The sequence below is a fragment of the Balneola sp. genome (assembly GCA_002694685.1).
Taxonomy (GTDB): Bacteria; Bacteroidota; Rhodothermia; order Balneolales; family Balneolaceae; genus Gracilimonas.
Genome location: NZMW01000017.1, coordinates 232871 through 246344, shown reverse-complemented (window position 1 = coordinate 246344; position 13474 = coordinate 232871). Strand labels below are relative to the sequence as shown.

Here is a 13474-nt window from a genome sequence, read left to right as displayed (position 1 = left end):
TTTTGAAGCCCATCTCATTGGTGATATTATACAAACCAGTGTCGTAGGGAAGTTCTAAATCCTCATCATGTTCGTACATCCACAGTACTACCTGCTCGATCAGATGACGGGCACGGCCACAGGCACCACGCGGATCAAAATGCACGAGTTTCTCCACGGCTTGGGCATCGCCAATAAACTCAGGCCAGTCTGCTTTTAAGAATCCAAAATTGGACATATCAGGATAAATTATTTACAAATACTTTAAAGTTTTTAAGCTTTTCTAGGTTTCTACCTTTCGAATAATTCCTTTTGTGAACTTTATCTACTTCAGAATGACACTGAACACATAAGCACTTCAAATTATTAATACTATTGTTTTGTTTATTTGCATCAATATGATGAACCTCACAAAAAAACTCAGCCTTTCTAGCTTTTAGTTTAATACCACATTCTTCACATATATAGTGATTTTTTGCTCTATAAGCTTTTGATACGTGATTCCAATCTAGTGTATATCCATCATTCCTTAGCTCATCTTTAGAATAATCCCGATCATTGGATTTTGACAAAATCACGTCATACCAAGCAAAATCTCCAGACCCGAAAACACTCAAATTTGACTCTTTGATACAATTCTTGCAGAGTTCAAGATCTATTTTACCAAGTGATTCACGTTGATCAATACAATATATTTCTACGGGCATTTTATTAGCGAATCTAAAACCAGTGTACTCTTCCATGGTAGTACAATCTATTATATGATACTTAGGCAATCCATCATGCTGCTTTGTTGCATACCGATGTAAGTATGCAAACATATAGTATTCATTATTACCAGAATTGTATATAAAGGAATTACCTATCCTTTTGAGCTTTCTGTATCTGATATCATGTAAAGTATCTATTTCGAAATCAGAGTCCCGAACATATCTAGCCCTTAATTTATCTAATAAAAAGCCAGCTGTTATTCCTTTGGTAAAATCGTAAATCATTCCGAACTAATACTAAATATTTCTTCTATTACTTTATCACTACTTGTTATTGCTCTAAATTCAACTCTTCTGGAAATTGCTGGACTAATTCTTTTATCATCACTTTCATAAACGTACTCACCATCACTATTCAGTGCTTTCGAGTAAGACATTCCAGTTGCCGTAAGTACATAATCAAATCTTTCTTTTTGTGAACTATTCAAATTAGAGTATGCATCACTGTTTCGTACATAACTCAGTACTTCAATGGCTCGCATTGATGAAAGCCAGAGATTGAAACTATAACTATCAGCACCACTTTTAGGTGGTATGGTGTCTGTATGCCCCTCTATTCTAATTTCTTTTATGTACTTTAAGTATTCTGGGTTAGATACTATATCAAAATAGCGAGGAATAAACCAATCAAGAGTTTCTTTCATCTCCTGTGACATTGTGTACTCACCTAACTCAAATAAAGTCCTATCTCCTTCAGTACTAAATCTCACAGTTCCATCTGGTGTAATCTGGACATCTCCATCCTTTACTTCTTCATCTAGTTCTGTAACTAAAGCGTTATATATTTCATCTGATACATATCTATACTGAAAAACCTGGATAACATAGTTTATAGCTATAAATAAAAATACGACCATTAAACCAGTCATAAGATCGGCTATTGAAATCCAGTAACTATTATCTGATTTCTTCACGATCTATCTAACTCTGCTTTGTTTTCTAAATATTGTACATACGTTTTCATCAGGTTGTCTAGGTTTTTAAAGGTAGTCTGTAAGCGACTATTGAATGACTTATCGAGCTCTTCGATCTGACTTATATCAAATTGCCTCAATTCACTAAGTGCATGGTTCATTGCTGTAGCAGCATCAAGAACGCCATCCTCTCTTTTCAGCCAACCTTCGATTTTCTCTTGTGAAGAGATAAACTCTTGGACTATCTTCTCCAACTCATTTTTATATACATCGGCATCATTTGAAATTTGAACTAGATTATCCGATGACTTTTCAAGCTTATTGATTAATCCAGATAATGACGACTCATCCTCTATTGAACTCCTAAGACTGTTCAAAGCTTGCTGAAGTGATGTTGAGGAATCACTTACTTTGTCCAGATTATTTATTGTAGTATTGAAACCCTGTATTAAATCAATAGTTCGTTTATTAATAGCTTTATTGGTTTCCAATAGCTCATTAACAGATATTCTATACTCTTGTTGCCAGTCAACAAGTTTGTTGACTGAATTAGTTAACTCTTTAAAACTTTCAGTAACTAATTCTCCAATTAGCGTTGTAAAAGTATCATTGAAATCTTCGATTACTCTTTTTAATGAAGACATTATCGCTTCTGAATTATTTTTTACCAAATTAGCACCAAAATCTTCAAGAGCAGTTTTTAATTCAGAAATCATTTGCTGTTCCTTTTCTATTTCAGGATCAACAAGGGCTCCTTTTTGATATTGAACTCGTATTAAAAGACTGGAAACAAAAGAGAAAAAGAGGCCATAAAGGGATGTGAAAAAAGCATTTCTCAACCCATTGATTAACCCCGAAATACTATCCTGTATCTCAGAAGGTTGAACATTGAAATCGAAAGTAATTAGTCCAAGTGCGACTCCAGCAAATGTACCAAGTACTCCTAGTGTCACAAAGACGGCGGGTATATGTTCAATTATGTGATAGTTTACCCAGGCCCTTTTTTTGTCTTTACTATATAATGCCCAAAAACCATATATAGTCCAGCCAATTAATAATATCCACGGCAACCCAATCATAAGGAACTCAAGAGGAGTTTCTATTGGTAGTACATAGCCTAAGAATCCACTATATACTAAAACATCTTCTACTATCGTATTCATTTATTCACCGTTGATATCTATTACTTTATAATATTTTTCGAGATTACTCATTTCAATTGTTTCCCCTTTTTTGGCTCCAATCATAGCCTCACCGATAGGTGATTTTTCACCTACAATGTGTACACCCCCGGAAACTTTAGAATCACTTTTACCTTTCGCGAATTTTAGACTAAACTCTTTATTTAGGTTCAGATCAAGCACCGTGATTTTCTTTCCTATTTCAACTACAGGCCTTTCTTTAAGAATTATTGGTTCTGGGTATTCTTGAATTATATCAGAAGCTCCACTTTCATCTTTCTCTCCAATTATATCATCAAAGAGTTCCTGACTTTTTTGTTCTTGGCCTTTACCACTATCTATTTGTTCAAAAGAAGTTTTAAGCTTAATATTTGCAATAGAAGGATCTTTCTTAGCAATTCTACCATTATCCTTCTCATCTTGTTTTGCAATGAAGTTTACTAGCTTTTTAATCTCTCTTTCTTCATTCTCCCAAAAATCACGTGACCAAATGCGGTGAAAAATAAAACCATGGTTTTCCAGGATCTCTTGGCGATGTAAGTCCCATAAATATGCTTCTGTTGAACCATGATATGTTGCGCCATCACATTCTATGGCGAGATACTCTTTTCCGGTTATTTTTGACTTGATTGCAATATCAATTCGAAAACCACCGGCTTTATGCTGCAAGGTGACTCTATCTGCATCTATTTTTCTTATCAAAGATTGATATACAGCCTCTTCAAAAGGAGATTCAGTTAAACCAAACTCAAAAGATTGATTTGCCTGGTCTTCACTTAGAGACTTTAATATAGAATCAATTCTATCCTTGTCTTTGTCAGAAACTGCACTAGCATAAGCTAAGTATGCATGCAAATAGCCCCTATCTGAGCCAGAGTTATTTAATTCAACCCTGTAATCATTAATTGCATCTTCAGGTATAGATGTGAGAACAAAAATTTTCTTTTTAGCCCTTGTAACTATCACATTAAGCAGACGCTGACCTAGTCCAGGTCTGTTTATAGGTCCATACTTTTTAACAAATTTACCTTCAGAATCTTTACCAAAAGTCGTTGAAAGAATAATAATATCACGTTCATCGCCCTGAATATTCTCAAGGTTCTTTACAAATAATCCCTCCTCCTGAAGCTCTAAGTATTTTACTCGAAAAGCTTCGTCGAGCTGAGCTTCCCTTTTAAGTCCATTTAAAATTAGCTCTTTCTGCTTCTGATTAAAGGTGGCAACTCCAATTGATGGATAATCTCCTTCAGTATCTCTATCAATTCGGCGTAGCGTTTCGACAACAATATTTGCTTCATCTTTGTTACTCTGGTCTTCGTATAAACCATCAACCCTTATAAATTGTATTGGTGAGTTTTCTATCCTCTGTGGAAGGGGCTGCAGTCTGTTCTTGTAAAAAGCAGCATTCGAAAATTCAACTAATAAAGGATGGTGAGAACGGTAATGAAAGTCTAATTTATAGGACTCAAATTTGCATAATTCAGCAAATTCAAGAAGTGACTCACTGTCCGCTAGGTCTCTCGAACCTTCGTCTGTTTTTAGGCTTTCTTCCCAACTGTTATAGGGATCATATTCATCTTCATCTATATCGTCCTGTCCATCAGCTGCAGCAGTAAACCAATATGAAGGTGGCATTTGATTGCTGTCACCTGATATTATTTTACGTTCCCCTCTTACTAGTACAGTAAGTGATTCCTCAATTTTTAATTGACTAGCTTCATCAAATATTACATAATCAAATAGCTCTGGTTTCAACTCAAACATCGAAGAACAAACATTTGGACTTACCATCATCACTGGAAAATATGCAGTAAGAGAATCAAATGACCTCTTTGCTATTTTTCTCAAGCTGTTTCTTCTTTTTCCCCGGCTACCTCTCTTATTATATAATTGAGGAATATTCAGATTATCTAGCTTAGCTTGCTCAGCCTTCCATATTTTTGGAATACGTTCTTTAATCTGCTTTTGAATCGTTTTCTTCTTATTCCTCAGGATGTTTAACTGGCTTTCAAACCCGCCTGATAATGAAATATCTAACTCAGACCTTAGAACGTGGTAGTAAAACCACTCACCGAAGTAACTTTTCCAACCATCTATTTCCGCAGATGAAAGTGCTGAAATTAACCTTTGTAAATATTTGGGTAAACCATAAAAACTTTTTTGCCACTCAAAGTGATTAATAAAACTCTCAGCCTTTACCTTTTCGAATTTACGGTTAGCCTCATGTACCCAAGTAATAACTTCTATGATATCAGTAAACCTTTTTAGCTCTATTTTTGCAGACATTGGAAACTTTTCAACAAACAATGACACTGGTGTCATCCAATTTGAAAGAGATTTTTTCAAGTCGCTGCTTAATGATTCAGATAAGTATTCACGACGGTAAATAAAATCAAGTTCTTCTTTTATTGTGGTGATCTTATCCTTTTCGAGCTTTTTAAAAGCCTCAACTGTATTGCTATAGTAGTTTTCAATCTCATTGATGCTTCGAGGGTATTCTTGTTTATAATCTCGATCAAGTTCAATTCTTAATGCCTCTATTTCTTCAATAACTTTCAAAGAGTCATCAAATGATCGGACTTGTTTACCCAAATTGCTTTTTTGTGGGGCTATTATTCCTAGAACCTTTTTCCAGTAGCCTTCCTTCGAAAAAGCTTTTACCTCTTTTAAAACCCTTAATTCCCTTTTAAGATCTTCTAAAAGTCCCTTCGCTTCTGCTAATGAGTTTTCGTAACGGTTTTCTAACCGTTTCTCAATTTTTTGATACTCATCCTTTAGTCGTTTACAAAACTCATGAAGTGATTCATAGTCTTTAATAAAAACAGATTCTATCTCATTTAGTAAGTCTGAATACTCTGACTCAAGAACTTTCTTAGAACCAACGAAACTGAGTTGATTACTGCCTTTTAACTTTTTAGCCGCTTGTTCAAGGCTTTCTACAGAATTTTCCCCTTTATTGAATTGTGCTTCATCAGGTAATTCTATCTCTTTTAATTGGTTAAAAAGTTCTCGGTCGATATTATCTTTTTTATAGAGAAGTTTACTCCCTACACCTGCAGTCCAACCCCTTGGAGTTTGACCATCAATAAACTCTTTTTCATGAAAGAACTTTTTCCTCTCTTGAATTACCTCAATTTGTTCTTCAATGAGCTCCAAAGTAGTAACAATATTGAGGCTTTCAGGTTGCGAGAAGTTAACCCCTCCATATTGATCATATCTGTCTCTGACAGAGTTCACTAGTTTTTTTCTATCCCTAGAAACATCTTCAACTACTGCAACTAATTCACCTATTTGTGGGTCAATCTCTGTTAAATTATCTTTGAGTACCTCCATCGCAGTTCTTTTCTCACAAACTACTAAGCACTTTTTTCGGTGTTCGAGTGCATTTAATATAATCCCTGTAATGGACTCACTTTTTCCTGTTCCAGGGGGACCTTGTATAACTAAATGTTTATTTTTTTTTAGATAGTTTAGTATTCCAAGCTGACTTGGATCTGTAAGGGTTAAGGTTTCAGAGTGCAATAAGTTAGATGGCATTGAGTCACTTGTACTCTCCTCATTTATATGATCACCTAACTCGAAATTTAACTCTTGTCTAATCGCTTCATTTCTTACCTGAAAGCGTCCAAAAATACCAGCCCATATCAACTTTGGTGTATTGGATGCAATATTCTTGCATTTATCACTAGAAGGAATAGACTCCAAACCGCCTTTTAGCTTCGTATCCAGCTCCTCCTCAAAACCATGAGGTAGATCTTTTGAAAATCTATTAAAAAACTGAATGATATTAGACTTTAACTCATGCCTGTCTAAAATCCCATCCTTAAGTTCATTCTCGCTAAAACCTTCAATATCTGTTTCATTCTGTTGACCAAGGTATGACCGAAGCAAATTGTTAAACTCGATCTCATGATCTCTGGTACGGCTAATTTCCCAAGTATTCGTTTTTGATAAGTCTTTCCGAATAGACAAGTGCCAAATAAATAGTGGAGCCTTAATGACTTTAGCGGGATTGTTTTGAGGACGCATTACAACAATAGGAAAACCAAAACCAAAAGATTCATATCCATATTCTTGTAAATCCTCTTTATTTACATCATGAAGTGTATTCAGCTTTTTGGATATTACTCCTAGTTTCTTCCCTCTTTCTTCATCCTCTTCACTAAAACTAATCTGTAAGTTTCCAAAGGATATGGATTTTTTGAATTTCCCTTTTGTACTTAAAAGCTCTTCAATTAATTGTTGGGTCAATTCCTTCTCAATATATTCCAATTGTGAGGCATCAAGTTTTCTACTATTGGAACCTGGAACACAATTTAACTGAATAGATCTAAGGTTCCCCACATTCAGTTTTTTCTTTAGTCTTTCAATAAGATTTTTACTTATTGGGAGTCCCGAAATCATTTATTTATGCCTATATATTTGTTTAATTGAAGTGGCCCATTATAAGCTACCTGTCATAAAACCACAATTGTTTTAAGAGTAAATAATAGTAATGTAGATGCTTACAGAAAGTGCAGGCTATAACCGATCAGGTTTTGCCGATCTCGGAGTAACTACCAATGCAAAAGGCTTATTCAGTTTCTTGACTTCCTCTTTTACCACTTTCCATCTTTTTATATAGAACTCAACTAAGTCCCAATATTGGTAACCGTTCTTAGGTGGCTTGAAGAACACGACCCCGAGACCGTGTTGCCTATATAATTCTCTCTGATGTTTTACTCTGTGAATATTTCGATCCTGAGTAATAACGATTCCATCTTCTGCAGCAACTTTTGGAATCCATTCTTCATCCGGTGTGCCTTTTTCGAATTCATCTTTAATGGTGAAGACTTCTATATTTTCATTGCTTCGTGGATTTTGGAGAATAGCCAAAGCTTGAGCGATATTTGGCGTGATATTCTCATCCACATAGAATTTCATGCGGCAGTACGCTTCATGTACGACATCACATCCTCTACAGCATTCAGGTTTAAGTCATAGATAGATGCTACAAACTCGGGAGATTCTCCGGCATTCAGCATGCTGTAGATGGTTTCAACGGTAGTGTTGGTGCCTTTGATTACCGGCTGACCAAAACTGTGATGCGGATCTACGACTATTTCATGGTCTTTCCCGAGGGGCCAAAAGCGTTCAGCGAGTTGGGTTTTATCCTGGAAGTCGATTTTTTGGCAATAGGGTGCTACCAATTGGGTAAAAGAGAATTGTTGCTTCTCATCCACTTCTAATAACGATTCTTCTAAATATTTGTGGAAAATGCGTTTCCCATCCGTCATAAGCTCGGCATGGGCAAATGGATAGTTGGTTTCCAGAATTTCGGAAAGCTTGGAATGCGCCAGTTTGATCTTGGAAAAGGAGACACCAATTTCCCGAAAAGAATCTACGGCAATTATCTCGATAAGCGTTAAGAAATGAAAGGCTTTCTCCCGTCTTTCTCCCCAGGTATATGAGGCATCAGCACCTTGCAGGAATTCTAGCTCCCAATACTTATTTACCCACCGACGAACTTTACTCACCGGCATATTCAGGATAGCGGCAGCTTCAGGTACGGAATAAATACCTTTACCTAATTGGGGTTCTATGACAGTTGTTTGCTCGTTCATATCATTGATTTCTTGGAAGGTACATGAATATAACTAAATATAAACACATGTATTGCACATGTATTTAATACTCATCCCTTATCATATCTAAAAACTTATTCCCAAAATCGGTAGTCTGAGGTTTTAGCTGGCCATGATTATGAATATAGGGCATGCTCTCTGAGTCTTTGGAATTTGAAAAGTTATCTAATGCCAAAAACCCATAATTTGTTAACTCTTTCCAGCATTGACTCACTAGTGCACTACGTTCTTTTAACTCAGGGTACATTTCAAAAAACACTTCTTTATTTGATGCTACCACCATTTCATCAAAATTAAGGCTCTTATCTCTTGCTACTTTTGCAGGATAGCGGAAAGTTTTAAGAAGTAAAATATGTAGCGGACTTATCTGATCTACAATCATCAAAAACTTGTGCGACCAGTCAAAAATAGGTTCGCCATTATTTAACCATTTGGTACTGTTTAAAACAATATTCCTTAACGCCTCCAGCTTCTCTTTTTGATGATTTTGCTGAGCTAAGAGAATGGCTTTCGTGATGATGGTATTAAACTCCTTATTTTGAGCAAGCTCTTCAAAATCAATCTGCCCTTGATCTTCCAGTTTTTTCAGACGAATGGCCAGGTCATTAATATACTCTCGCTTTTTCTCTTCGTGGAGAGGAACTATAAGGGTGGTGATTAGTTCATACGCCGCGCTTCCAAAGGGAACAGCACTGGACAAAGCTTTAATTAATTTATCCCGGGCTTCACTTTGGGCTATTTCTCTTTTTTCTTTGGGAGTTTTCATACTACAGATTGATGAGTAATGGAACTCAGAAAACACTTACTTATTTTTATTGTAAGGATACAACAATGCAGTATAAATTAATATGAGAAGCCAAATTATGTACCAACCAGCATTTTCAAAATAGACTAATAGAACTGTTTTGTAGACATATATCAATGAAATTGAAAACATAAGAGTGATGCCTAGCTTTTCGATAAGGTTTAAGAATTTATTCGAATTGTTAGGTGCTTCTAATTCACTTTTATAATGAATAATTGACTCGTAAACGTTCAAGGGACTATTATCACTCAAGAGCGTTTTTCTGGGCGTAAAACTTTTAATGAGTTTCTCAACAGAATCCACTTTAGTTACCTTTACAATATCCTCCAATTTTGCTGCGAAGTCAGAGCAGACTTCTAATTCATTTCTAACTGTCTTTACTCTTGCCTCTGCAACATTTTTATCTTTCAAATTTTGCAATAAGTAATAAGTGTAGCTTAGAACTAATATTAGCGTAATCGCTATCATAAAATGGAAAATACTTACCTCATTAGTAGGCACCCCAAACAAGCTTATTTGCCTTAAATCAACCTTAGCAATGAAGCCAAAAGTTAAAACTGTGATTATGGTGATTAGAAACTTTTTTACAGCCCTTGTCTTGGGTGTTTGCCAGTCTTCGAATAATTCATAAAGTGCTTCATAATTTAGTGAAGCGTCGGTAAAATATTCGAGACACTCATCTACTGATTTTTGATTATCAGGAGATAAATCAATTTGATCTTCAGACTTATTTTTTAAATCAAATTTGTTACTTGTTGATTTAGTAAGGTCTCCAGATAACTCTAACCTATTACCTTCAAGATCATATTTTGGAAAATTATCTTCACTTGACAGTAACTCAGCTTTATATTTATTAACCAGATCAGAGTAGCTGGTTTTCAATTTTAAAGAGTCATCCTCCTCAAAAAAGTCTTTAATTGTGTCTGAATCCGTAATTAATGGTTTTATTATTCTTTCGTTTTCTTTGCTCATCTTACCCCGTATACTAATTAATTAAACGCCCCCTGCACCAACGACGAAAACAACTCTTCTGATTTTTTTAAGGAATTTTCTATCATAAGTTTTTCACTATCAATTTTTAAAGCTCTCTCAACAAATCTTTCTTGTAATTCGATTGGGGGTAGTATAAACTTTAAACTTCTAATTTGTCTAAGATATAAGCCAGACTGAGCAGAGGTATTCCTCTTACTCATCATTTTATTCTGAAAACCACTGTTCTTAAAGTGATGTAAGAGGTAAATGGGTCTTAAACTATCCGTTGGTTTTATTAAAGCCACACTTCTTGCCAATGAAAATTCTTCAACATCATCTGGTACAAGACAACAACGTCCAATTGTTGCTCCTACACAAACAAGAAGTAAATCACCACTTTCTGGGTTACATCTCTTATAAATTCTTTCATGGTCTGATTTTTCTATATATGAGACCTCTTCAAAATTTAATCCGAAATGACCTACGTTTCTTGCCATTAAATACATTTTACCAGTTTCAACACGGTTTACCGAGCCATGTTCACCATCAGTAATTTTTTTGCATAATTCATTCAATTCATGAATGTCCCACCCTTTCGGATTTGAAACCGGGTCCCCAAACATTTCCAAAAACACGCTTTGGATGAGGTCGTCGTATTTGGCGAGCATTTCTTTGTCGATGTCGATGAGCCGCTGCGCCCGGTCCAGCTTCGCCACAATGGCTTTCTGCTCGGAGAGGCTGGGGAGGGGGATTGGAAATTTTTTAACTCTCGTCGCTGATAAGTTGGGTTGAGAAGAACTATCGTCAGCCCTTTCAATTAATCGCCGAAATTGTTCACTTTTGAGATAATTCTTTAGGTAATGAACATTAAGATCTTTTTTAGGCCTTAATAAAACTAATGATGATGCTATTGCTCCTTTTAAGCCATCTGAATTTATAGCAAATTTTCCAAGTGAACCCCTCAAGCAAAATAGAATATCATTCTGTTTTAATTTACCACTACTTAGTAAATTATATCTCTCTTCAGTAATAAAGTTTAATTCGTCTGAATCTATTCCCCAGTCTTTTAAACAGCCTGCATTTATAAATGGTACACCTTCTTCAACTTGATCTGATCTAGACGGGTAATTTTTACCCCGATCACCATTTTCAAATTCACAAATGCTTCCCAATTCAACCACTTTCAAACCATCCCCTCCAGTTCATCCAAAATCTTCAGGCGTTCTTCGGCGAGCTGTCGCAGTCCGGGCTGACCATCTTTCCCGTTGATGATGGTTTTGGGATCGTCGTATTCCACTTCTTCGTACTCAATCTCTTTGTAGCGGTTAATGGAGAGATCGTAGTTTTGCTCTACGATCTCGCCTTTGGGCACAAGGAAGCTACGGTCGGTGCGCTTGCGGCCGGTTTCATTATCTAAATTGTGGTATCGCTCAATGATGTCGGGGATGTCGTCGTCGTCAATTTTGTCTCGCTTGTCATCCAGGGAATAGCCATCGGCTTTCATATCGTAAAACCAGACAGTATCGGTTCCGCCCGAGTTGGTTTTGGTGAAGATGATCACGGCCGTGCTCACTCCGGCATAGGGTTTAAACACTCCGCTCGGCATGGAGATCACCGCATTCAGCTGCTGCTCTTCAACCAAAATTCGTCGGATTTCCTTATGCGCTTTGGAACTCCCAAACAGCACGCCATCCGGCACCACCACCGCTGCCCGTCCACCGGTTTTCAGCGCCCGTAAAAAGAGGGCATTAAACAGCAGTTCAGTCTTTTTAGTCTTTACGGTTTGCAGCAAATCAGAAGCCACGCTGTCGTAATCCAGCGAGCCCTTGAAGGGCGGATTGGCGAGTATCAAGTCAAACTGTTCCGTAAGATCATCATCATCCGAAGAAGAAAGCGAGTCTTTGTAATCAATAGTCGCACCATCAAACCCATGCATCACCATATTCATATTCCCGATGCGGAGCATGGAGTTGTCAAAATCATAGCCGGTAAACATCTCCGATTTAAAATGTTCGCGGGTTTTATTATCCACCATCGCCTTGGCGTGGTTGTCGCGGATGTATTCTCCGGCTGCCACCAGGAATCCGGCCGTACCGCAGGCAGGATCGGCGATATTTTCCAGCGGCTTCGGCTGGGTCAGTTCTACCATCATCTTTATGATATGCCTCGGCGTACGGAACTGCCCGTTTTGTCCCGCCACGCTGAGTTTTGACAGCATATACTCATACATATCGCCCTTGGTATCGCGGTCCTTCAGCTCCAGCTGATCCATCAGTTCCACCACCCGCGCCAGCGTAGAAGGCTTGGGAAACAAAAACATCGCGCCCTCCATATGCTTGCGGTAGGTACTGCCATTCTTCATGAACGGAAACACCTTATCCCGAATCGTATCAAACATCGCCTCCGGATCCAGCTGCTTCAGATTCTTCCACCGCAGATGATCCTGGTCTTCTGAAAAGGTCGGATTCTCGATTGGGTCACCTGTACGTTCAGATTTTTTCTCCTTTCGAGTCTGTTCGTCATCCAGTCCTTTGATGAAGAGGAGATAGGTCAGCTGTTCGATGACGGTGAGCGGATTGGAGATCCCGGCCGTCCACAACGTTTCCCAGATTTTATCGACTTTGTTTTTTAGTTCGCCTGTGAGCATGTAATTAATTTAAAATTTTGAAAATTATGCTAAGTAGAAAGCAAGACTAGATAGTGCAAAAATCAGGACTAAGCATCCCGAATTGTTAGCTGCTTGTTCTTTTTTACGGATATCCCTGTAAATATTTCTCTTAAACTCTTCCGTTACTCTCATACCCGGCTTGTTGCCATCTATGAAAAGGTAACTCATTGCTTTGTGTTGAGCTTCATAAGCCTTTGTTTCTTGATCGACTTCTTCAGAGCTTTTGACTTCATTATTCTTAAAAACAATTTTGGCACATTCTATTCCTAATATTTCTGTAAGTATTTCATCCGAACCATCAGTAGCATCCAGAGTTGCTGCCGTTAGTTTTTTAGTCAATTCCTCAAACTCTTCATCAATATAGTCTTTGTTTATTTTACCAAAAACTAACTCAGAGTATTCCTGAAGCTTAGATTTATAAATTGGCATTAATTCATCATAGGTGAATAAGTGATCCTCCGAGGGTTCTATTTCAACGATGAATTCATCTACTCTCTGGTTAAGTTTTTTGACTGTGTCATTAGAAAGCTTATTCATTGTGAGTCTACCAACTAAAACTAT

At 37.0% G+C, this 13474-nt stretch carries 12 protein-coding genes; all 12 read right to left on the bottom strand.

What is annotated here, in order from left to right; all coding sequences use genetic code 11:
- Positions 1-217: hypothetical protein (locus CL667_17215; GenBank protein ID MAL19439.1), on the bottom strand; the 217-nt coding region annotated here is incomplete at its 3' end.
- A 1-nt stretch (position 218) separates the two neighbouring features.
- Positions 219-974, bottom strand: coding sequence for a hypothetical protein (locus tag CL667_17210; protein MAL19438.1), 756 nt, complete (start codon positions 972-974; stop codon positions 219-221).
- Positions 971-1663: a hypothetical protein gene (locus CL667_17205; protein MAL19437.1), complete on the bottom strand. Its 693-nt coding sequence runs from the start codon at positions 1661-1663 to the stop codon at positions 971-973. Before CL667_17205 ends, CL667_17210 begins: the two co-directional genes overlap by 4 nt.
- The gene (locus CL667_17200) at positions 1660-2826 is read right to left on the bottom strand and encodes a hypothetical protein (protein ID MAL19436.1); all 1167 of its coding nucleotides are present in this window, start codon (positions 2824-2826) and stop codon (positions 1660-1662) included. The genes CL667_17205 and CL667_17200 overlap by 4 nt, the downstream gene beginning before the upstream one ends.
- Complete coding sequence (locus CL667_17195; GenBank protein ID MAL19435.1) at positions 2827-7248, bottom strand: hypothetical protein; 4422 nt, start codon at positions 7246-7248, stop codon at positions 2827-2829.
- A gap of 117 nt (positions 7249-7365) precedes the next feature.
- A complete protein-coding gene (locus CL667_17190; protein MAL19434.1) occupies positions 7366-7767 on the bottom strand; it encodes a hypothetical protein in 402 nt (133 codons plus the stop codon).
- A complete protein-coding gene (locus CL667_17185) occupies positions 7764-8447 on the bottom strand; it encodes a hypothetical protein (GenBank protein MAL19433.1) in 684 nt (227 codons plus the stop codon). Before CL667_17185 ends, CL667_17190 begins: the two co-directional genes overlap by 4 nt.
- Before the next feature lie 64 nt (positions 8448-8511).
- Positions 8512-9234 (bottom strand): hypothetical protein, encoded by a 723-nt coding sequence (locus CL667_17180; protein ID MAL19432.1) that lies wholly within the window; start codon positions 9232-9234, stop codon positions 8512-8514.
- Positions 9235-9270: 36 nt separating this feature from the next.
- Complete coding sequence (locus tag CL667_17175; protein ID MAL19431.1) at positions 9271-10245, bottom strand: hypothetical protein; 975 nt, start codon at positions 10243-10245, stop codon at positions 9271-9273.
- A gap of 17 nt (positions 10246-10262) precedes the next feature.
- Positions 10263-11432 (bottom strand): type I restriction endonuclease subunit S, encoded by a 1170-nt coding sequence (locus CL667_17170; GenBank protein MAL19430.1) that lies wholly within the window; start codon positions 11430-11432, stop codon positions 10263-10265.
- A complete protein-coding gene (locus CL667_17165) occupies positions 11429-12892 on the bottom strand; it encodes a hypothetical protein (protein ID MAL19429.1) in 1464 nt (487 codons plus the stop codon). The genes CL667_17170 and CL667_17165 overlap by 4 nt, the downstream gene beginning before the upstream one ends.
- Before the next feature lie 24 nt (positions 12893-12916).
- Positions 12917-13450 (bottom strand): hypothetical protein, encoded by a 534-nt coding sequence (locus CL667_17160; GenBank protein ID MAL19428.1) that lies wholly within the window; start codon positions 13448-13450, stop codon positions 12917-12919.
- Between the last annotated feature and the right edge of the window lie 24 nt (positions 13451-13474).